At 67.5% G+C, this 20,499-nt stretch carries 18 protein-coding genes; 10 read left to right on the top strand and 8 right to left on the bottom strand.

Annotation, left to right across the window (positions count from 1 at the left end):
* Positions 1 to 53: 53 nt before the first annotated feature.
* Positions 54 to 536, bottom strand: coding sequence for an Lrp/AsnC family transcriptional regulator (locus KQ910_RS11590; protein WP_216959865.1), 483 nt, complete (start codon positions 534 to 536; stop codon positions 54 to 56).
* A gap of 99 nt (positions 537 to 635) precedes the next feature.
* On the opposite strand from KQ910_RS11590, the gene KQ910_RS11585 reads away from it, so the two are divergent.
* Genes KQ910_RS11585 through KQ910_RS11575 form a run of 3 tightly spaced genes read left to right on the top strand, consistent with a single transcriptional unit; the run spans position 636 to position 5,266 of the window.
* Complete coding sequence (locus KQ910_RS11585) at positions 636 to 2,975, top strand: thiamine pyrophosphate-binding protein (RefSeq protein ID WP_216959862.1); 2,340 nt, start codon at positions 636 to 638, stop codon at positions 2,973 to 2,975.
* Between the two features lie 9 nt (positions 2,976 to 2,984).
* Positions 2,985 to 4,085 (top strand): S-methyl-5-thioribose-1-phosphate isomerase, encoded by a 1,101-nt coding sequence (gene mtnA / locus KQ910_RS11580; RefSeq protein ID WP_216959859.1) that lies wholly within the window; start codon positions 2,985 to 2,987, stop codon positions 4,083 to 4,085.
* A complete protein-coding gene (locus KQ910_RS11575; protein WP_216959855.1) occupies positions 4,082 to 5,266 on the top strand; it encodes an MFS transporter in 1,185 nt (394 codons plus the stop codon). Before mtnA ends, KQ910_RS11575 begins: the two co-directional genes overlap by 4 nt.
* Positions 5,267 to 5,308: 42 nt before the next feature.
* Here KQ910_RS11575 and KQ910_RS11570 read toward each other — a convergent pair whose 3' ends face one another.
* Positions 5,309 to 6,844: an alkaline phosphatase family protein gene (locus KQ910_RS11570; RefSeq protein ID WP_216959853.1), complete on the bottom strand. Its 1,536-nt coding sequence runs from the start codon at positions 6,842 to 6,844 to the stop codon at positions 5,309 to 5,311.
* Positions 6,845 to 7,041: 197 nt separating this feature from the next.
* Here KQ910_RS11570 and KQ910_RS11565 point away from each other — a divergent pair, with 197 nt between their 5' ends.
* The 4 genes from KQ910_RS11565 to KQ910_RS11550 are packed head-to-tail and all read left to right on the top strand — an operon-like array spanning position 7,042 to position 10,867.
* On the top strand, positions 7,042 to 8,286 hold the full coding sequence (locus KQ910_RS11565) for an MgtC/SapB family protein (protein WP_216959851.1): 1,245 nt from the start codon (positions 7,042 to 7,044) through the stop codon (positions 8,284 to 8,286).
* A gap of 14 nt (positions 8,287 to 8,300) precedes the next feature.
* Positions 8,301 to 9,368 (top strand): patatin-like phospholipase family protein, encoded by a 1,068-nt coding sequence (locus KQ910_RS11560; protein WP_216959849.1) that lies wholly within the window; start codon positions 8,301 to 8,303, stop codon positions 9,366 to 9,368.
* Positions 9,369 to 9,381: 13 nt separating this feature from the next.
* Positions 9,382 to 10,155: a cysteine hydrolase family protein gene (locus KQ910_RS11555; protein ID WP_216959846.1), complete on the top strand. Its 774-nt coding sequence runs from the start codon at positions 9,382 to 9,384 to the stop codon at positions 10,153 to 10,155.
* Positions 10,156 to 10,174: 19 nt separating this feature from the next.
* On the top strand, positions 10,175 to 10,867 hold the full coding sequence (locus KQ910_RS11550; RefSeq protein ID WP_216959843.1) for an alpha/beta fold hydrolase: 693 nt from the start codon (positions 10,175 to 10,177) through the stop codon (positions 10,865 to 10,867).
* Here the strand turns inward: KQ910_RS11550 and KQ910_RS11545 are convergent.
* Genes KQ910_RS11545 through KQ910_RS11530 form a run of 4 tightly spaced genes read right to left on the bottom strand, consistent with a single transcriptional unit; the run spans position 10,836 to position 14,072 of the window.
* Complete coding sequence (locus tag KQ910_RS11545) at positions 10,836 to 11,732, bottom strand: DUF3592 domain-containing protein (protein WP_216959841.1); 897 nt, start codon at positions 11,730 to 11,732, stop codon at positions 10,836 to 10,838. The two genes, KQ910_RS11550 and KQ910_RS11545, sit on opposite strands and share 32 nt — an antisense overlap.
* Positions 11,733 to 11,747: 15 nt before the next feature.
* Positions 11,748 to 12,431, bottom strand: coding sequence for a hypothetical protein (locus tag KQ910_RS11540; RefSeq protein ID WP_216959837.1), 684 nt, complete (start codon positions 12,429 to 12,431; stop codon positions 11,748 to 11,750).
* Entirely contained in the window at positions 12,428 to 13,195 is a 768-nt protein-coding gene (locus KQ910_RS11535; protein ID WP_216959834.1) for an SDR family NAD(P)-dependent oxidoreductase, read from the bottom strand. Before KQ910_RS11535 ends, KQ910_RS11540 begins: the two co-directional genes overlap by 4 nt.
* Positions 13,196 to 13,205: 10 nt before the next feature.
* On the bottom strand, positions 13,206 to 14,072 hold the full coding sequence (locus KQ910_RS11530; protein ID WP_216959831.1) for an aldose 1-epimerase: 867 nt from the start codon (positions 14,070 to 14,072) through the stop codon (positions 13,206 to 13,208).
* Positions 14,073 to 14,129: 57 nt separating this feature from the next.
* On the opposite strand from KQ910_RS11530, the gene KQ910_RS11525 reads away from it, so the two are divergent.
* The gene (locus KQ910_RS11525) at positions 14,130 to 14,912 is read left to right on the top strand and encodes an HpcH/HpaI aldolase family protein (protein WP_068194161.1); all 783 of its coding nucleotides are present in this window, start codon (positions 14,130 to 14,132) and stop codon (positions 14,910 to 14,912) included.
* A 12-nt stretch (positions 14,913 to 14,924) separates the two neighbouring features.
* The gene (locus tag KQ910_RS11520; protein WP_216959828.1) at positions 14,925 to 16,124 is read left to right on the top strand and encodes an amidohydrolase family protein; all 1,200 of its coding nucleotides are present in this window, start codon (positions 14,925 to 14,927) and stop codon (positions 16,122 to 16,124) included.
* Positions 16,125 to 16,215: 91 nt separating this feature from the next.
* Here KQ910_RS11520 and KQ910_RS11515 read toward each other — a convergent pair whose 3' ends face one another.
* Complete coding sequence (locus KQ910_RS11515; protein WP_216959826.1) at positions 16,216 to 17,307, bottom strand: LLM class flavin-dependent oxidoreductase; 1,092 nt, start codon at positions 17,305 to 17,307, stop codon at positions 16,216 to 16,218.
* Positions 17,308 to 17,445: 138 nt separating this feature from the next.
* Between KQ910_RS11515 and KQ910_RS11510 the strand changes: the two genes are divergently transcribed.
* Entirely contained in the window at positions 17,446 to 18,978 is a 1,533-nt protein-coding gene (locus KQ910_RS11510) for an ABC-F family ATP-binding cassette domain-containing protein (RefSeq protein ID WP_216959823.1), read from the top strand.
* Between the two features lie 142 nt (positions 18,979 to 19,120).
* Here the strand turns inward: KQ910_RS11510 and KQ910_RS11505 are convergent, their stop codons facing one another.
* The gene (locus tag KQ910_RS11505; protein WP_216959820.1) at positions 19,121 to 20,371 is read right to left on the bottom strand and encodes an Hsp70 family protein; all 1,251 of its coding nucleotides are present in this window, start codon (positions 20,369 to 20,371) and stop codon (positions 19,121 to 19,123) included.
* Positions 20,372 to 20,499 lie beyond the last annotated feature (128 nt).

The following is a 20,499-nucleotide window of genomic DNA, read 5'->3' as shown; positions in this document are numbered from 1 at the left end:
TGAGGGGGTTGCGCACAAACGCTTCGACTCGCCCCCTCACCTAGCCTCTCCCCCTAGCGGGGGAGAGGAATATGAGGAGCAAGCGGCAGCGCCGCACCCTGCTTCACCGGGCGCAGCGCAAACGAACTGCGGATCTGCGCGATGCCCTGGATCTTGGTGAAGTCCATCACGAAGCGCTCGTAGGCTTCGAGGTCGGGCACCACGACACGCAGCAGGTAGTCGCTGTCGCCCGTCATCAGGTAGCATTCCATCACCTCGGGCCGTTCCGCCGCGGCGCGCTCGAAGTCCTTCAGGGCCTTCTCGTTCTGGGTCGAGAGCGAGACGCTCACGAACACGTTGACCGACAGGCCCACCGACTTGGCGTCGACCTGGGCGGCATAGCCCTTGATGACGCCCGCCTCCTCCAGCGCCTTGACCCGCCGCCAGCACGGCGAGGAGGACAGGCCGACCTGCTCGGCGAGGTCGGCGTTGCTCAGGCGGCCGTCGTGCTGCAGCCGTTCGAGAATGCGCCGGTCGATCGCATCAAGGGAGATCATTGCTCAAAACGTCCCTATCGAGGATAGTTCTACCCTATACAGCCCGTTCGGCGACCTGAACGCAAGGACCTTCCAGCTCGTCAGGAGTATCCGTTGGCAATGAGCACTCTCGCCCCCGTCCAGCGCCTCCGCCTCCTCCGTGAATTGGAACGCAAGGTGCTGTGGCTCAGCGCCTGGACGATCCATCACGCCAACCACATCCGTCCCAATCGCGACGGCCTGAAGGTCGGCGGCCACCAGGCCTCCTGCGCCTCGCTGGCGACGGTGCTGTCGGCGCTCTACTTCTCGGTGCTGCGGCCGGAGGATCGCATCGCGGTGAAGCCGCACGCCTCGCCGGTGTTCCACGCCATCCAGTACCTGTTCGGACACCAGACCCGCGAAAAGCTCGAACGCTTCCGCGCACTGGGCGGCGCGCAATCCTATCCGTCGCGCACCAAGGACGTGGACGACGTCGATTTCTCGACCGGCTCGGTCGGCCTCGGCGTCGCCATGACGCTGTTCTCGTCGATCGTGCAGGACTATGTGCGTCTCAAGAACCTCGGTGACGGCAAGCGGCCGACGGGACGCATGGTGGCGCTGGTCGGCGACGCCGAGCTCGACGAGGGCAACATCTTCGAGGCGCTGCTCGAAGGCTGGAAGCACGACGTCCGGAACCTGTGGTGGGTGATCGACTACAATCGCCAGAGCCTCGACGGCGTGGTGAACGACCGGCTGTTCGGCCGGGTCGCGGAGATGTTCGAGCTGGTCGGCTGGCGGGTCGTCACGCTGAAATACGGCAAGCTGCTGGAGACCTCCTTCACGCAGCCCGACGGCGCGCATCTGCGCGAGTGGATCGACGCCTGCCCCAACTCGCTCTACTCGGCGCTGGTGTTCAAGGGCGGCGCCGGCTGGCGCGAGGCGCTGACGCGCGATCTCAACCAGTATCCCGGCATCCGCCGCATCCTCGAGCAGCATGACGACGCCTCGCTGCACAGGCTGATGACCAACCTGGCCGGCAACGACATGCAGGCCGTGGTCGACGCCTTCGAGGGCGTGAACGACGACACGCCGACCTGCTTCATCGCCTACACGATCAAGGGCCAGGGCCTGCCCTTCGCCGGCCACAAGGACAATCACTCCGGCCTGATGACGCTCGACCAGATGGCGGGCTTCAAGAAAGGCATGGGGATCGAGGACGGGCAGGAGTGGGACAAGTTCGCGGGCCTCACCTCCGCGCCGGCCGATCTGCAGGCCTTCCTCGACGCCGCCCCGTTCAACGCCGAGGGCCGACGCCGCACCGAGGCGCCGGTCGTCGCCATCCCGGCGCAGCTCACAAAGCCCAATGACAAGAAGTCGAGCACGCAGGAAGGGTTCGGCAAGATCCTGAACGCGATCGCGTCGGAAGACGGCGAGCTCGCCCGCCACATCGTCACGACCTCGCCAGACGTCACGGTCTCGACCAACCTCGGCGCCTGGGTGAACCGGCGCGGCCTGTTCGGCCACACCGAGGCCGAGGACGTGTTCCGCGAGCTGAAGGTCGTGTCGGCTCAGCTGTGGCGCCAGACGCCGAAGGGCCAGCATGTCGAACTGGGCATCGCCGAGAACAACCTGTTCATCCAGCTCGCCGCGATGGGCCTCAGCCACCAGCTGTTCGGCGCGCGCCTGCTGCCGATCGGCACGCTCTACGACCCGTTCATCGCGCGCGGCCTCGATGCGCTGAACTATGCCTGCTACCAGGATTCCCGCTTCATGCTGGTGGCGACGCCGTCGGGCGTGACGCTCGCCCCCGAAGGCGGCGCGCATCAGAGTATCCATACGCCGCTGATCGGGATGGGACAGCCCGGCCTCGTCAGTTACGAGCCGGCCTATGTCGACGAGCTGGCGGTGCTGATGCGCCACGGCTTCGAGTACATGCAGCAGGAGAATGGCGGCTCGATCTACCTGCGCCTGTCGACGCGCAGCCTCGCACAGCCCGAGCGCACGCTGACGCCGGACCAGCAGAGCGACATCGTTTCCGGCGGCTACTGGTACGCCCCGCCCGAGGAAGGCGCCGACGTGGCCATCGTCGCCATGGGCGCGGTGACGCCCGAGGCCGTCGCCGCGCATGAAAGCATCGCGCGCGACTTTGGCGGCGCCGGCCTGCTGGTGCTCACCTCGCCCGACCGGCTGCACACCGATTGGCTGGCTGCGCAGCGAAATCGCGGCCGCACGGCGGGTCTGGTCGACCGGTCGATGAGCCCGATCGAGCGGCTGCTGGCACCCCTGTCGCGCGATGCGCGCATCGTGACGGTGATGGACGGCCATCCGCTGGCGCTGTCGTGGCTGGGTTCGGTGCGCGGCCAGCGGGTGGTGCCGCTCGGCATCGAGAAGTTCGGCCAGTCCGGCGACATCCCCGATCTCTATCGAACCTACGGGCTCGATTCGGCGGCGATAATCGACGCGGTGGCACGCGCCGTCTAAAGTGGCGGCGTGAAAGTAGACGGCACGCCTTATCGCACCATCTGGCTCGGCGCCGACGGCACGACCGTCCAGGCCATCGACCAGACCCTGCTGCCCCATCGTTTCGTGGTGCGCGATTTCCGCACGATGGAGGATGCCGAGGTCGCGATCCGCACCATGATCGTGCGCGGCGCGCCGCTGATCGGCGCGGCCGCGGCTTACGGCATGGCGCTCGCAATGGCGGCCGATCCGTCCGACGCGATGCTGGCGCGCGCCTACACGGTGCTGCTGGAGTCGCGACCGACGGCGGTGAACCTGCGCTGGGCGCTCGACGATCTGCGCGCGCTGCTGGCACCGTTGCCGCCCGCCCAGCGGCGCGAGGCCGCCTATCGTCGCGCCGCCGAGATCTGCGACGAGGATGCCGAGATCTGCCGCCGCATCGGCGAGAACGGGCTGGGCCTGATCCGCAAACTCAAGCCACGCGACAGTAGCGGCCGCATCAACGCCCTCACCCACTGCAACGCGGGCTGGCTGGCCACCGTGGACTGGGGCACGGCATTGGCGCCGATCTACCAGGCGCACGATGCCGGCATCCCCATCCACGTCTGGGTCGACGAAACGCGGCCACGCAATCAGGGCGCCAGCCTGACGGCATGGGAACTGAGCAAGCACGGCGTGCCCCACACGGTCATCGCAGACAATGCCGGCGGCCACCTGATGCAGCACGACCAGGTCGATTTCGTCATCACCGGCACCGACCGCACGACGCGCGGCGGCGACGTCTGCAACAAGATCGGCACCTACCTGAAGGCGCTGGCGGCGCACGACAACGGCGTGCCCTTCTATGTCGGCCTGCCCTATCCGACCATCGACTGGACGATCGCCGACGGCGTGCGCGACATTCCGATCGAGGAGCGCAGCGCCCGCGAACTGTCGCACATGACGGGACGCACCGAGACCGGTGAACTCGCAACAGTGCAGATCCTTCCCGAGGGCAGCGCCGGCGCCAATCCCGCCTTCGACGTGACGCCGGCACGTCTCGTGACGGCGTTGATCACCGAGCGCGGCGTCTGCGACGCCAGCGAGGCCGGCCTGCTGTCGCTCTATCCCGAGCGGTCACACGCGGCGTGAAAGTCACGGCAGCGGCCAAGGCGACCGTCGGGCTTTGCCTCACCCAGATCGTGGGCTGGGGCACCACCTTCCTGATGCCTTCGGTGCTGGGCCGCCACTTCGAGCGCGACCTCGACCTTCCGAGCGAGGTCGTCTATGGCGGCATCACCGTGATGTTCGGCGTCGGCGCCCTCTTCGCGCCACGGGTCGGCCGATTGCTCGACCGCACGGGCGCGCGCTCGGTGATGGCCATCGGGTCGATCGTCTACGCGCTGTCGCTCGCCGCGCTTTCCTTCTCGCAAGGACTCGTGAGCTACCTGCTGTGCTGGGCCGCCATGGGCATCGCCTCGACCCTGGCGTTGAACACGCCGGCCAGCATCGCGCTGGCACAGATCGCGGGCAGCCGCGCACGCCAGGCGATCGCTGTTCTCGCCATCATCGGCGGATTCGCCTCGACCGTTTTCTGGCCGCTCTCCGAGGCACTCGAAACATTCCTGAGCTGGCGCGGCGTATTGCTCGTCTATGCCGCGATCCATCTCCTGGTCTGCGCGCCGGTCCATCTGCTGGTGCTGCCTGGCCGGCCGAAAGTCGGCACGCACGCGGCGGCCGGCGCGACGCCCACGCCACCGCCCTCGGATCACACCAAACGCATCTTCCTCTTGCTGGCGGTCGCCTTCTCCTGTGGCGCTTTCATTTTCACCGGCTTCATCGTGCACGCGATCGGCGTGATGCGCGGGCTGGGTCACGATCCTGCTTCCGCCCTGCTGCTCGCCTCGCTGATCGGACCGGCGCAGGTCGCCGTGCGGGTTGTCGAACTCGTGTTCGGCCATCGTTACGCGATCAGCTCTTCGACATTGTTTGCCGCCGCCGTCCTGCCGCTGGGTCTCGGGCTCGCCTTTCTGGCCGGTGGCAACTTCGCGGTCGCCCTGCTCTGCCTCGTCGCCTACGGCATCGCCAACGGCCTGAAGGCGGTCCTGCGCGCCACGCTGCCGCTCGCCTTGTTCGGACGCGCCCAGTTCGGCACCTATCTCGGCCGCCTCGCCCTGCCGCAGGGCATCGTCTCGGCCGCCGCCCCGCCGGTGCTCGCCGCGGTGATGGCCAACTACGGCGCCCAGGGCGTGCTCGCCGTCACGTTCGTGATCGGAATGATTGCCCTCGTCGCCACCGTGATGCTGGTGCGCGCGAGCGGCACGGTCCGCTGACGCCACCGACGCGCCCAAGCCGCGTCGGGCCGCTTTGTTGCGTCAGGGACGGACGTGGAGCCCCTCGGACGAAGCATGCATGCCGGTGAAGTCGCGGCCGCTGGAAAGGATGCGCCACGACAGCATCTTCTGTGCATAGGCGAGCATCGCCGGCGCCGCGGCCGGATCGCGGGAGAGGTCGTTCAGACAGTGCGGATCGGCTGCGAGATCGAAGAACAGCGGCGGCAGGGCCGCGAAGTGGACATACTTGAAACGTTCGTCGCGGATGACGGCCAGCGAACAGGCATCCATTGGCAGGCCGAGCGCGACCTCCGAGTCCGCGGCGCCCAGGCCACGGAAGTCGAACTCCCAATGAGCTTCCCGGCGCCAGTCCGCCGGCGCCTTCCCATGGAGAAACGGCAACAGGGAGCGGCCGTCGCACTGCCGTGGAATGTCGAGGCCGAGCCAGTCGAGGACGGTCGGCATCACGTCCACCGCCTCGGTGAATCGCTCGATCCGGGTACCGCGCGTGGCATCGGCCGTGGCCCGCGGATCGCGCACGATCAGCGGCACGTTGTAGGCCTCGTCGAAATAGCCCTGCTTGCCGAGCATCCAGTGGTCGCCCAGCAGTTCGCCATGATCGGACGTCACGACGATCAGCGTGTCGTCGTAGAGCCCCCACTCCTTCAGCCGGTCGATCAGGCGGCCGACCTGGTCGTCGACCTCCTGCACCATGCCGTAGTAGGTGGCGCGCAACTGCGCGAGATCGGTGTCGCTGAGATCGGCGACCAGCCCCTGCCCGGTGACGAAGTAGCTCGCGAGGCTCTGCGAGCGGAGATAGCTCGCCAGCAGCGGATGCTGCGCGCCCTCCCGTTCGGCCGTGGCGGCGCGGCGCGGCGGTGCCATGTCGGCGGGATCGTAGAGGCTGTTGTAGGGCGCGGGCGCGATGAAGGGAGGATGCGGCCGGATGTAGGCCGCATGCGCGAACCACGAACCGTTGCGCCTCAGCGAGATGAAGTCGAGGAGCCGGTCGGTGAGGAAGGCGGTGATGCTGTCCTCGGCCTTGAAGCGCGCGGGTGGAAACGTCGGCCCGCGATCGCCAGCCGGCGCGGCCGGCCGGTAGATCTCGGTGACGTCGTCTGCAAAGTCATAGCCCTTCGCCTTGAGGTCGGCCATCCACGGATAGGGCAGTTCCGGCAGGTGCAGTTCGGGCGCGAAACCGGGCATCACCGATTCGTATGTCCGCAATGCCGGATCGTCGGGCGGCAGCCCGGTCGGATCGGCGGTCGTATCGGTGTAGCCGAACAGGGCCGGATCGTATCCGGCCTTGCGGCATTCAAGGGCGATGTTGGTAAAGCGCCGCGCCAGCGGCGTGCCGTTCCGCATTACGCCGTTATTGTGCTGATAGGTGCCGGTCAGCAGCGCCGCGCGCGAGGGCCCGCACGGAGCGGCCTGCACGAAGTGCCGCCGGCAGAGCACACCATCTGCAGCCAGTCGGTCCAGGTTCGGAGTCTTCAGCACGGGATTGCCGGCGCAGCCCAGCGCATCTGCGCGCCACTGATCGATGACGATGAAGAGGATGTTCCTCCGGGTGACCATCCGATGCTCCCCTTCCGTGGCGACGATCATCCGGCGCTTACATTGTTGGGACAATTCATACTACTTCAGTAACAGAAAAATTGGATTGCCTGCTGGTGCACTCGCCGGAAAAGCGAGCTCGCCAGCGAACAGGACGAACCGGTCGCTTGCTTGCTAGTATCGGCGCCGGCAACGACGGGCGCGGCCCGAGAAAGTCCATGTTCGAACCCCACTCGCTCATCCTCGGCTTCGTCGTCGCCCTCGGCGTCGGCCTGTTGATTGGCATCGACCGCGAGCGCAAGAAGGGCGAAGGGCCGGGCCGGGGGGCCGCGGGGCTGCGCACCTTCACGCTCGCCTCGCTCTCCGGCGCGATCGGAGCCGCAGCCGGCGGCGAAATCCTCCTGGCCGCGATCGTCCTGGGCGTGGCGACCTTCGCCGGCCTCTCCTACTGGCACGCGCGCGACAACGACCCCGGCCTGACGACGGAGACGGCGCTGGTCGCCACGACCTTGCTGGGCGGGCTCGCCATCCGCGAGCCGGGCTTCGCCGCCGGCGTCGGCGTGGTGGTCGCCGTGCTGCTCAATTCCCGCGAAGCGCTGCATCGCTTCGTGCGCTCGATGTTGACCGACGGGGAGTTGCACGACCTGCTGATCTTCGCCGGCGCCACGCTGGTCGTGCTGCCGCTGCTGCCCGATCATCCGATCGGTCCCTACGGCGCGCTGAACCTGCGCACCATCTGGCTGGTGGTGATCCTGGTGATGGGCGTCGGTGCCCTTGGCTATATCGCGGTCCGAATCGTGGGGCCGCGATTCGGCCTGCCGCTGGCCGGCCTCGCCTCGGGCTTCATCTCCAGCTCGGCGACCATCGGCGCGATGGGCGCGCGCGCCGCCAAGGAGCCGCGCCTGACGAGGCCGGCGGCGGCCGGGGCCGCGCTCTCCTCGCTCGCGACCGTGGTGCAGCTCGGGCTGCTGATCGGCGCCACCGATCTCGAGGCCCTGAAGGCTCTCGCGATGCCGCTGCTCTTCGCCGGCGCTGTCGCCATCCTCTATGGCGGCGCCTTGATCCTGTGGGCATTGCGACAGGACCGCGGCACGGTCGAGGAAACGGCGGGCAACGCCTTCAGCCTGAAGACGGCGCTGGTCTTCGCGGCAATCCTTGCCGCCGTGCTTCTGTTGGCGGCCGCCCTGCAGGACTGGATGGGCGAGGCTGGCGTCATCCTGGCAGCCGGCGCCGCCGGGTTCGCCGACACGCATGCGCCGGCCATATCGGTCGCGTCGCTGGTCGCCGAAGGCCGCCTCCTGCCGACAGCCGCCGTGATCCCCGTTCTGGCCGCCTTCTCGACCAATACCATCACCAAGATGGTGTTCGCCTTCAGCGCGGGCGGTCCGCGTTTCGCCCTCTATGTCGTGCCGGGCCAGCTGCTGATGCTGGCCGCAGCCTGGGCCGCTATGCTGGTCGCCTGATCGAAGGGAACTCAATGACCGTCGCAGAGAAGTTCGGCCGGCGCGGCCTCATCGCCGCCGGAACGCTCGCTGCCGCCACCGCGCTCGGACGCCCGGCTCTCGCGCAGGCACCGGTGGCGGCCGGGGCAACACCGGCCGGCTGGAACGACGGGCTGGCGCATCCGATTCCCTACACGCCCTCGCCCGGTCTCGGGAAGGAGCGCGGCCTCGTGCTGGGCGGCGGCGGCGCCTATCTCGTCTCTTGGATGATGGGCTATTTCCACGCCCTGAAGCAGAACGGAGTCGACCTCGCGACGGCCGATGTCGTCGTCGGCACCTCGGCAGGCTCCATCGCCGGCGCCGTCCTGACCAGCGGCCGGCTGTGGCGGCTCACGGGCGAACTCGACATCTTCGCCAGTTTTCCCAAGCTCTTTGCCGAGCTGGTGCCGGCGCTGCAGGCCAATCCCAGCCAGGAGCGTGCGCGTAAGCTCGCGGTCGACGCCCGGGATGCGAGCTTCGAGACCATCCGCAACATCGGCCGCGCCGCGATGGCCGCGCGCAATCCCGCCGGCACCGACAAGTACTTCAGCACGCTGCATCGCCTGATCGGGCCCACGATCTGGCCCTCGCCCGCGCTGCATACGACCGCAAACGATTGCTACACCGGCGAGCGCATCGTCGTCTCGGCGAGCGCCGGCCTGCACATCGACGTCGCCTGCGCGGCGAGTTCGTCCCTGCCGGGATCGATGGGACCGACCTGGCTGAAGGACCGGCTGTGCATGGACGGCGGCATCTGCCAGACCAGCACGCATGCCGATGTCGTGACCGGCGTGAAGCGCGCGCTGGTCATCTCCTTGAGTGACGGTGGTCCGCAGGCGGTGACGCAGGGCCTGCGCACCTCCGGAATGCCCAACACACTCCAGCAGGAGATCCGCGACCTCGAAGCCGGCGGCACGCGCACCATGCTGACCGTCGCCGGCCTGCTGCCGGGCACGCAGCATGTCGACAACATCATGGATCCGAAGTGGATCGGCCCCCTGCTGAAGTACGGCCACGAACGCGGATTGGCCGAGCTGCCGAAGGTCAAGGCACTGTGGGCGTGAAGAGCATGCCCCGATGACGAAGATGAACCCGCTCGGCGCCCCGCGCGCCGGCCATAAATGGCGCGCCAGCACCCGCCATGTCGACATGGCGACGACGCCGGCGAGGCCCCGACCACTCAAGATCGCGGCCGCGCCGCAGGACGTCACCATCGACCTGAAGCGCACGGCCATCATCGTCGTCGACATGCAGAACGACTTCTGTGCCGAGGGCGGCTGGGTCGATCATCTCGGCGCCGACTACACGCCGGACCGTCTGCCGATCGCGCCATTGCAGAAGCTGTTGCCGGCGCTGCGAAAAGCCCAGGTTCCCGTGATCTGGTTGAACTGGGGCAACCGGCCAGACCTCGCCAACATGCCGCCCAACCAGATCCATCTCTACAAGAACTCAGGCACGGGGATCGGGCTGGGCGATCCGCTGCCGGGCAGTGGCGCGCCAGTGCTGCAGAAGGATTCGTGGGCCGCAGCGGTGGTCGACGAGCTCGCACCGGATCCGATGGACATAAAAGTCGACAAGTACCGCATCAGCGGCTTCTGGGACACGCCGCTCGACAGCATCCTGCGCAACCTCGACATCCGCACCGTCCTGTTCGCGGGCGTGAATACCGACCAGTGCGTGTTGCACTCGCTGACTGACGCCAACTTCCTGGGTTACGGCTGCGTGCTGGTGGAGGATTGCTGCGGCACCACCTCGCCGGATTTCTGCCGCGAGTCCACGGTATGGAACGTGAAGAAGTGCTTCGGCTTTGTCACTGATTCGAAGAAGATCCTGAAAGCCCTCAAGAAGTAACTCCGAGAAGTCATCCCGCGTGCGTTCCCTCGTCCTGCTCCCCGGCTTCATGTGCGACGCCGATCTGTGGACCGACATGGTCCCCGATCTCGAAACACTCGGCACCCTTCGTTTCGGCAACGTCTATGAAGACGATTCGCTCGAGGGCATGGCCCGGCGCGTGCTGGCCGAGGCGCCCGAGCGTTTCGTGCTGATCGGCTTCTCGATGGGTGGCTTCGTGGCACGCGTGCTCACGCTGATGGCGCCGGAGCGCGTGACGGGCGTGGCCTTCGTCGCCTCTTCCGCGCGCGGCTATTCCGACGAGGAGCGCGCACGCCGCCAGTCGGGCTATCGGCCGGGCGACCGGCCACCCCGCGCCGCCGGCGCCGCCTCCAACGCGATGGGCCTGCATCCCGACCGCGACACCGATCCGGTGCTGCTCGACCGGCTGCGCGGTATGCAGCGCCGACTTGGCCCCGAGGTGCGCAAGCGCCAGGCCGCCCTGGTGCGCCGCGACGGCTATGCCGATCTCGAACGCATCGCCTGCCCCTCGCTGGTGGTCGCCTGCCGCCAGGACCGGCTGCGCACCTTCACCGAGACCGAGCGCATGGCGCAGGCACTGCCCCACTCGAGCTTCAGCATCCTCGAGGACTGCGGCCACATGGCCCCCCTCGAAAAACCATACGAGCTTTCCAGGCTACTCAGCGCGTGGATCGAGCGGACCGGTTTGTAACGCCCGTCCGGCTCCGGCGCGACAGGCGCACGGCGCCCCCGAACAGCAGCGACACCGCGAAGGCGACGGCCGCCGGCAGCCACAGATCGACGAACGACAGGATGCGGGCGCGGCTCGGCTGGTTGCGGTCGTAGACGACGTTGACGACTTCGCCCGCAACGAACGACGTGCCGCTGCCGCCGCGGCCATGGAATTCGATCTCGCGGCCCTCCGGCGTGGTGAAGCGCACGATGGGGGCGTAGGAGATGCGCTCGACGTCGCGACGGACCTCGCGACCGCCAGGTGTCGTCACTTCCTCCGTCACGATCGAACGGCTTTCGCGGATCTCCAGCACCTTGCCGCGGGCGCGGCCTCCGCTGGCATAGAGGTCGACGGCGCTCCAGAGCGCGAACACGCCGATCAGCAGCGCCACCACCGAAATCACGGTAAAGGCGTGCTCGCCCACGACCGCGAGATCGGCATCGTTGGACAACGCCCAGGCGATGGCCCCGAACATCAGCCAGAACCCTCCGAAGCCCGCGAGCAGGAGGGGCACGAGCCAGAGCCGGTCGAACGTATCGAGGCGAAAGTCTGCGGGCGTCTCGGGCAGGTAGAGGACAGTGACGGCATCGCCCACGGCGAAGTCCGGCGCGCTGCTGGCGAGGTCACGCACCCCCATGGGCCCACCCTGGGGCAGCCGGAACCGCACGACCGGCGCATACATGTCGCCCTCGCGCACGATCTCGGTGACGACGCCCTCGGCCCGCTCGCCATAGAGAACGTGGCGCAGATTGCCGAGTCCCATCAGCACGCCGCCAGCCGCGATCAGCCCGCCGATCCCGAGGATCAGCCAGGCGATCCAGCGCCAGTTCCTATCGACAGACATTGGCCATGCGACCGTTCAGGCGTCGCGCCGCCTCAGCCGGTCGACCAGCGCCACCAGGCGGCTGCCCTGCGGCGTTGCCGGGTCGAGCAGCTGTTCGTGCGGCGTGTCGCGGGCAAGCCGGCTGATCTCCATCAGCGCACGGATGTGCTGGCGGCGGGTCAGGCGATACTCCGAGGAGCGGTGATGGAAGAAGAGACGCCGGAGCTGGCCGTCGCCCACCAGCGCATTCAGTTCGCTTGCGGTCACGTAGATCAGGAAGCAGACGAAGATCCAGACCTGCACGGCGACGAAACGATGCCAGCTGAAATCGAGGACGGCCGCCTGGGCTGCGGCATCGAAGCCGCGCGCGTCGAAAATGAAGTGCAGCATCTTCTCGACGTAGCGCACGATCGTGACGATGACGCCGTAGAACACGGTCTTGTAGAGGATGGGCTGGATGAGCGGCGCACCCCGGAACTTGTCGATGATGCGGACCTTATCGACGACCAGCACCACCTTGCCCACGATCAGCGCCGTGGTGCTGGCCAGCATGAAGCCCGTCAGATTGAACCAGTAGTCGTGGGCCAGGAGGTTCGTCGTGAAGACGATGAGGTTGAAGGCGGTGAAGAAATAGAGCGTCGGCGGCAGCATGTGCCGGATCACCCGGAGCCAGCCGTGGAAGAAGCGCCTCGGCAGCGAGGCGATGGCGGCTGCGCTCAAATGCGGCCTCCGTCGACGATGAAATTTTGCGCCGTGACCAGCCGGCTGTCGTCGGACGCCAGCCACAGCACCATGCGCGCGATGTCGGGAGCATGGAGAAGCTCCTTGAGACATTGCGCATTGAGCTGCGCCGCCTTGGCCTCGGGCGTGACCCAGAGATCGATCTGCCGCTGCGTCATGATCCAGCCGGGCGTTACCGCGTTGAGGCGGATGCCGTCGCCACCCAGGTCACGCGCCAGACCGCGCGTCATGCCGATCACCGCCGCCTTGGCCGCCTGGTAGACGGAAAGATTGGGCGTCATTGTGTGGTAGCTGACCGAGCTGAAGTTCACGATCGAGCCGCCGCCCGCCCTCTTCATGGCCGGCGCCACCGTCTGGATCGCGAAGTAGGCGTGGCGCAGATTGACCGCGATGCGCTCGTCCCAGAAGTCGGGAGTCACCTGGTCCAGCGTGTGGCGGTCGTCGCGCGCCGCGTTGTTCACCAGCACCGTGATGGTCCCGAGCTTTGCCACCACGCCCTCGATGGCCCTCTGATAGGCCGCGATATCGCGGATGTCGCAGGGGACGAACAGCGGCACGGCGAGACGACGGGCCTCGATCTTATCGACCAGCGCCCGGGAGGCCGCTTCGTCGATGTCGACGAAGCCCACCCTGGCGCCCTGCTCGGCGAAGTGTTCGACAATCGAGGCGCCGATGCCGGAGCCGCCACCGGAAACGAAAACGGTCCGCCCCGAGAGGCTGGGATAGGAGGCGAATGAGGACATGGATTTCCTTCTAGATCCTGCTCACGCAAAACGAGACCTCGCCGGCGAGGGTCGCACCGGCGGCCAGCAGGCTCTGCCCGACCGCACCGTTGGCGTGACTGACCGGCTCGGCACAAAAGTACCGTTGGCCGCCGGGAACATAGATCACCAGATGACGAAATGCTTCCGTCGCTGAGAGGGTGAGCCGGAGGCCGCGGCTCGGCCAGGTAACGGTGGCATCGCCATCCCATCCGTCGAAGCAATGATCGAGACCCATCCCTTCGACGGGGCGCGAATGCGAGAAGTCCCATTCCCGCGGCACGGGCACATGCTGCACCGGCAGGATTTCGGCGTCGGTGTGCCAGACACCGCCGAGCCGGCAGGCCAGTTCGGTGTCGGCCTCGCTCACGAAGAAGGGATGCAGTCCCAGCCCGGCCGGTACTTCCCGATCCTCGAGGTTCTCAATCGAGATGCCGATCGTGAGGCTCACCTCGTCGAGCGCGAAAGTCTGTCGAGCCCGATAGCGGAAGGGCCAGCCGGCAGCGCCGGCGCCCGCCTCCTGCAGATAGACCAGCTCGGCCGAAGTGCGGTCCTGGCGCACCACGTCCCAGGCATGCGCCCAGCCGTCGCCGTGCATCGGATGGCGCACGCCGGGCCAGTTGGGTTCGAGGTGAAAAATCTCGCCGCCGAAAGCGAGACGACCGTTCGCGATGCGGTTGGAAAACGGCACCAGCGGATAACAGGCCGTGTCCTTACCCGTGCCGGACGCCAGCGCGGCGTCCGACGCAGGGCGCAACAGATCACCGATGCCATCGAGGGCGAAGCGGGCGATCGAACCGCCGGCGTCCGGCGCCAGATCGACGGCCAGCCGGCCGGCCCGCAGCGACAAAAGCGTCACGCAATCCCCCGTCGCTGTGTAAACTCGCGCGCTCTCAAATTACGAGGAAACGCATCGATGTCGAACATGCTGAAGAAGCGGCTGCAGGCCGGCAAGGCCTGCGTCAATGGATGGCTGGCGATCCCCGACGGCTTCGCCGCCGAGACCATGGCGCAGTGCGGCTGGGACAGCGTCACCGTCGACATGCAGCATGGCGTGCAGGACTACCTCTCGATGGTCCGCTGCTTCCAGGCAATGGACAAGCATCCGATCACACCGCTGGTGCGCGTGCCGTGGAACGAGCCCGGCATCGTCGGCAAGGTGCTCGACGGCGGCGCCTGGGGCGTCATCTGCCCGATGGTGAACACGGCGGCCGAAGCCAAGGCGCTGGTTTCCTATGCGCTCTATCCGCCGAAGGGCAAGCGCTCCAACGGCCCGATCCGCGCCGGCGCCTATGGCGAGGCGACGCCCTACCAGGCGATGGCCAACGACGAGGTACTGATCATCCCGATGATCGAGACGCAGGAAGCGATCGACAATATCGACGCCATCCTCGACGTGCCGGGCGTCAGCGGCATCTACATCGGACCGTCCGATCTCGGCCTGTCGCTCGGCATGAAGCCGATGCTCGACCGCGAGGAGCCGCAGATCCTGGCGATCTACGACAAGCTGCTCGCCGCCACCAAGAAGCGTGGCCAGTTCGCCGGCCTGCACAACGGCACCGGCAGCTACGCCGCGAAGATGGTCCACAAGGGTTTCCAGCTCGTCACCATCGCCAACGATGCCGGCCTGATGGCCAAGGCCGCCCGCGAAGCGGTCGCCCAGACGCGCAAGGAAGGCGGCCCGACGGCCGCGAAGTAAGCGAGCCAGGACGTGCGCTTCGCCAACGCCACGCTGCCCGACGGCAGCCGGCATGACATCGAGGTCGAGGGAGGGCGGATTTCCGCCCTCCGCCCGGCTTCGGGTGCGGCGCACGCCGCTGCCTCGGACACAGTCGATCTCGGCGGCACCCTCGTCCTGCCGCCGCTGGTCGACGGTCACATCCATCTCGACAAGACGCTTCTCGGCCTGCCCTGGCTGCCCAACCAGTCGGCGGGGAACAAGGTCTCCGACCGTATCGAGGCCGAGCGCCGCGTGCGCGCGGCACGCACGGTGCCGGAATTCGAGACCGGCTCGAACCTGGTGCGCCAGGTCTTGGCCAGCGGCACCTTGCACATGCGCAGCCATGTCGACATCGACAATCAACTCGGTCTCCGGAACCTCCATGAGGTGCTGAAGATCCGCGAGCATTTCCGCGACTTCGTCACCATCGAGATCGTGGCCTTCCCGCAAAGCGGCATCCTGCGCTCGCCTGGCACGGCGGAGCTTCTCGACGAAGCGATCGCGCAGGGCGCGGCTCTCGTGGGCGGACTCGACCCGGTCGGCATCGACGGCGACCTGGACGCCCATCTCGATGCGGTGTTCGCCATCGCCCAGCGCCGTGGCGCGGGCGTCGACATCCACTTGCACGATGGCGGCGAAGGCGGGCTGGCGCAGATCCTCGCCATCGCCGCGCGCACCGAAGCGCTGGGCCTGCAGGGCAAGGTCGCGGTCAGCCACGCCTTCGCACTGGGCTCCGTATCGACCGACAGCGCGACGCGCGCTGCCGACGCGCTGGCCCGCGCCGGCGTCGCGATCATGAGCCATGGACCGGGCGGCGCGACCATCCCGCCACTCAAGCTCCTGCGCGAGCACGGCGTCGAGGTGTTCGGCGGATCCGACAATATCCGCGATGCCTGGTCGCCCTTCGGCAACGGCGACATGCTCGACCGCGCCATGCAGATCGCCTACCGCGCCAACTTCCGCCACGACGCGGAGCTGGCGCTGGCCTTCGACATGGTAACCGCCGCCGCGGCGCGCGTGCTCGGTCTATCGGACTACGGCCTCAAGGCCGGCGGCCCCGCCGACTTCGTCACGGTCGAAGCCACGACGCTCGCCGAAGCCGTCGCCACCCGCAAACAGCGCAGCCTCGTCGTCAAATCCGGCCGCATCGTCGCGAAAGATGGAACCCTTCAAACTCCTCTCCCCCGCTAGGGGGAGAGGTTGAGTGAGGGGGTTGCGCAGCGGTGCTTCGACCCGCCCCCTCACCTAGCCTCTCCCCCTAGCGGGGGAGAGTAACATGAGATCAGGCCGCCTTCGCCGCCTTGACCGGGCCCCACGACTTCACCACCGGCAGGACCTCCTTCGCGAACAGTTTCAGCCCGCGCTCGCTCACCTCGTAGGGCGTGCCGCCGAAGCGGAAGGCGACGTTCATCTCGAAGTCGCCCAACAGTTCGCGGCGCGCTTCGAGACCGCGCAGGATCTTGTCCGGCGTTCCCCAGGAGGCCGCCTGCATGAAGCCCGTGACGGCGCCGTCGAGGCCGCCCTTGCGCGCGATCTCGGCCTTCTGCTGGTAGGAGTCGTAGCCCTTCACAGTCTTGAAGTGCTCGCCGAGAAATTCGTAGTGATGGAAATTGCTCTCGACGAACTTGCCCTGGTAGCGCCGCGCTTCGTCCTCGATGGTCGCGGCATCGGGTCCGCAGACGCAGAACTCGGTCAGCATGACCGTCGGCGGCTCGGTGCCGTGATACTGGCGATGAAGCTGCCGCCCCTTCTCGATCATCGGGGCGCGCATCTCCCACGGCCGGTCGGCGAACATCACCATGTGGGCGCCGAGCTTGGCCGCCGAGTCGATCGAATCCTCGCTCGACGCCACGGCATAGATGCGCCCGTCGAACGAATGCTGCGGCCGCGGCCTGATCTCGACACGCGGCTGCTTGTAGTACTTGCCGTCACCCTCCATGAAGCCGGTCCTGAGCGCTTCGACGATCATCGGAGCCGCCTCGTCGAAGCGGCCGCGTGACTCGTCCATGCTCAGCCGAAAGGCGTTGAATTCGCGCCGCGCCAGGCCGCGCCCCATGCCGAGCCGCAACCGCCCCTTGCTCAGCATGTCGAGTACGGCCGCGTTTTCGGCGACGCGCAGCGGATCGTGCCACGGCAGGATGACCGCGGCGGTGCCCACATCGATGTCCGGGCAGAGCGCCGTGAGGTGCGTCATCAGCGCGAGATTGTCGGGAACGAACGAATAGTCGGCAAAGTGATGCTCGGCCGACCAGAGGCAGTCGAAGCCCGAGTCCGCCGCGATGCGGGCCAGCCGGATCTCCTCGTCCCAGACCCGCTGGTCCGAGCAGTTCTCCCAGCCGTAGCTGGTGAACACCATCATCATGCCGACGTCCATCAGGCTTCCTCCGTGTTCTTGTTTGCGGAAATGCTTTCACGCGACCGCGCGCCCGGCAAGCCCGCGTGTCCCATGTGCCTCTCGCCCCGGCCGCAGAGCGGTGGTAAAGGCGCGGTCGCTTTCCCGTCAGGACGGACAATGGCGTCGCGTCAGGCCGTGCTCGGCATGGAGCAGGCTTCCTTCTTCTACGGCTCAGGCCGTGTCTTCGAGAACGTTTCGTTCCTGCTGGACGATGCGCGCACGGCGCTGGTCGGCGAGAACGGCGCCGGCAAGTCGACGCTGCTGAAGTGCCTGACGGGCGTGCTGGAACTGAACGCCGGCCAGGTCATCCGCTCGCGCGGCCTACGCATCGGCCAGGTGCCGCAGGACGTACCGGAAGGTCTAGCCAACCAGCCGGTGCGTGAGGTGCTGGCTCGGTCGCTGGCGCGCGTGGGCCAGGACGGCGAAGACTGGCGCATCGACGTGCTGGTCGACGAGATCGGCGTCGATCCCGAGATGCTCGACAAGCCGTTCGGCGCGCTGTCGGGCGGCTGGCAGCGGCTGATGCTGATCGCGGCAGCGGCGTGGCTGGAAGAGCCCGACATCCTGATCCTCGACGAGCCGACCAACCATCTCGACCTCGCCAACATCAACACGCTGGAGCGCTGGCTGACGGCCGACTTCACGGTGCCGATGCTGATGGTGAGCCACGACCGCGAATTCCTCGACCGCGTAACCGAGCGCACCCTGTTCCTGCGCGCCGACGGCGTGCACGCCTTCAGGACGCGCTTCTCGGTCGCGCGCGAGGAGCTGCTGCGCCGCGACGCCAACTCCGCGGCCCGCGCGCGGCAGGAGGATCGCGAGATCAAGCGGCTGGAGCAGGCCGCCGCGCGCTACAAGGTCTGGGCGGTCAAGAACCCCGACCTCAACAAGCGCAAGAACGCCGTCGAGAGCCGCATCGCCCGCATCGAGAAGGAGCGCACGCAGACCTATGTCGCGCGCGAGCGCCGGCTCGAACTGGCCGACGGCGACATCGACGCCAAGGTGGCGCTGCGCCTGTCGAACCTCGACGTAACCGTCCCCGGCAGCGACCGCAAACTGATCGGCATCGACCGCCTCGCCATTGCGGCCGGCGAGCGCGTGGCATTGCTCGGCACCAACGGCACCGGCAAGTCGACGCTTCTCGCAGCACTTGCCGCCGCCTACGAGCCCGGCCGAGAGCATTACGACGGGCAGGCCGCCGTGCGCTTCAATCCGGCATGCCGGCTGGTCTATTTCGACCAGACGATGAGCGAGCTGCCGATGACGATGAAGATCCTCGACTATGTGGTCGAGGCCGAAGGCGTCACCGAGAAGGACGCCGTACGCCAGCTCGCCGCTGCCGGCTTCGCCTTCGTGCGTCTCAAGGAACCGATCGGCCTGCTGAGCCACGGTGAGCGCGCACGACTGGTGTTCCTGAAGATGAAACTGCTCCGGCCGAACTTCTACGTTCTCGACGAGCCGACCAACCATCTCGACATCGAGGGCCAGGAGGATCTGGAGGAGCAGTTGGAGAAGAGCGACGTATCGTGCCTCTTCGTGAGCCACGACCGCTTCTTCACGCGCACCGTGGCGACACGGTTCCTCGAGATCCGCAAGGGACGGCTGGTCGAGACGGAAGACGCCGACGCGTTTTTCGATTCACAGGTTTGATTTCCGTCGTCTCGACCGAAGACTCGCGAAGCGAGGCGTAGCGGAGAGACCTACTCTCGACGATTAGCCGGCTATTGGTAGAGCGAAGGTCTCTCCACTCCGCGCCTGCAGCGCTCCGGTCGAGACGACGGAAATCAGGAAATCACCCCGCCCGGCCAGACATCTGCGCGAGGCCGAGGGCGACGGAGAGGAGGTCGGAGCCGCCGGCGATCCGCGCGGACGGAGCCGCTCGCGAAACCGAGGCGCGCACGGCCGGCACCCGGCTCGATCCGCCGGTGAGGAAGATCGTCTCGATTGCATCGGACTTGAGGCCGGCCGCGGCGATGCAGTCGCCCGCCGACTTGTAGAGCCGTTCCGTTGCAACGCCGATGGCATGGTCGAAGTCGCGACGGGTCGCGAGGGCCGAGAGGCCGGCTTCGAGAAAGCCGAGCGGAATGGCGGCCTTTTCCTCGGCGCTCAACGCGATCTTGGCGTCCTCGACAGCGAAGGCGACGCGATGACCGAGGCCTTCGTGCACCAGCTTCAGCAGGCGAGCCACCTTCTCCGGCTCGGCGGCGAGCGCCTCGAGTTCGGCGATCTCGCGTTCGTTGCGGTAAGTGTAGGCGAAGTTGATCGTCGCCCAGGTGGCGAGCTGGTGATAGAGCGCATTCGGCATCGGCAGGTTCTTCTCGACGAGCCGCGTGCCGAGGCCCAGCAGCGGCATGACCGAGGCGAGGCTGAGCGCGGTGTCGAGATCGGTGCCGCCCAGCCGCACGCCCTCTGTCGCCAGAACATCGCCGCTTCGGTCGGCGCGATCCCGCAGGCCCGGCCCGACGCGCACGATGGAGAAGTCGCTCGTGCCGCCGCCGATGTCCGCGATCAGCACCAGCTCCTCGCGCGGCACGGTCTGTTCATAGTGATGCGCCGCCGCGATGGGCTCGTAGGCGAAGGCGACCTCGCGGAAGCCGGCCTGGCGGGCGATACGCTCCAGCACCTCCTGCGCGCGCGCATCGGCGCGGTTGTCGTCGTCGACGAAGCGGACGGGGCGCCCCATCACGACCGAGGTGATCTCCACGCCGGCGAAGGCCTCCGCCCGCTCCTTCAGGTGCGCCACGAAGATCTCGACCACCTTGGTGAGCGGCACCTTGCGGCCGCCAAGACTGGTCTCCTCGTCGATCAGGGACGAGCCCAGGATCGACTTCAGCGCCCGCATCAGGCGCCCCTCGGTGTGATCGACATAGGCAGCGATCGCGGCCTCGCCCAGCAGCACCCGTCCTTTCGTCTCCTGATCGAAGAACACCGCGCTCGGCAGCAGCGTCTTGTCGCCCTCGACCGGCGCCAGCACGGCAACGCCGTCGCGCACCACCCCGATCGCCGAATTCGAGGTGCCGAAATCAAGTCCGCAGGCGGTCATCACAGTCCCCTTGGATCGCGAATTGGGTCGCGAAGGGGATGTCGTCTATTACGATGTGCCACGCGTTGCCAGACTGTTTCTTTTCGCCGGCCCTGTGCGCGATAGAAGGCTGCCCGCAACACGGGCAG

This window comes from Reyranella humidisoli, from assembly GCF_019039055.1.
Classification (GTDB): domain Bacteria; phylum Pseudomonadota; class Alphaproteobacteria; order Reyranellales; family Reyranellaceae; genus Reyranella; species Reyranella humidisoli.
Note: the sequence above shows the minus strand (reverse complement) of the source record. Positions and strands in the feature narration are given on the sequence as shown.

Bases quoted from the DNA above. Each gene is read 5' to 3' on its own strand.
- KQ910_RS11590 (WP_216959865.1), bottom strand. From the start codon at position 536: ATGATCTCCCTTGATGCGATCGACCGGCGCATTCTCGAACGGCTGCAG.
- KQ910_RS11585 (WP_216959862.1), top strand. From the start codon at position 636: ATGAGCACTCTCGCCCCCGTCCAGCGCCTCCGCCTCCTCCGTGAATTG.
- KQ910_RS11570 (WP_216959853.1), bottom strand. From the start codon at position 6,844: ATGGTCACCCGGAGGAACATCCTCTTCATCGTCATCGATCAGTGGCGC.
- KQ910_RS11565 (WP_216959851.1), top strand. From the start codon at position 7,042: ATGTTCGAACCCCACTCGCTCATCCTCGGCTTCGTCGTCGCCCTCGGC.
- KQ910_RS11560 (WP_216959849.1), top strand. From the start codon at position 8,301: ATGACCGTCGCAGAGAAGTTCGGCCGGCGCGGCCTCATCGCCGCCGGA.
- KQ910_RS11555 (WP_216959846.1), top strand. From the start codon at position 9,382: ATGACGAAGATGAACCCGCTCGGCGCCCCGCGCGCCGGCCATAAATGG.
- KQ910_RS11545 (WP_216959841.1), bottom strand. From the start codon at position 11,732: ATGTCTGTCGATAGGAACTGGCGCTGGATCGCCTGGCTGATCCTCGGG.
- KQ910_RS11535 (WP_216959834.1), bottom strand. From the start codon at position 13,195: ATGTCCTCATTCGCCTCCTATCCCAGCCTCTCGGGGCGGACCGTTTTC.
- KQ910_RS11525 (WP_068194161.1), top strand. From the start codon at position 14,130: ATGTCGAACATGCTGAAGAAGCGGCTGCAGGCCGGCAAGGCCTGCGTC.
- KQ910_RS11515 (WP_216959826.1), bottom strand. From the start codon at position 17,307: ATGGACGTCGGCATGATGATGGTGTTCACCAGCTACGGCTGGGAGAAC.
- KQ910_RS11510 (WP_216959823.1), top strand. From the start codon at position 17,446: ATGGCGTCGCGTCAGGCCGTGCTCGGCATGGAGCAGGCTTCCTTCTTC.
- KQ910_RS11505 (WP_216959820.1), bottom strand. From the start codon at position 20,371: ATGACCGCCTGCGGACTTGATTTCGGCACCTCGAATTCGGCGATCGGG.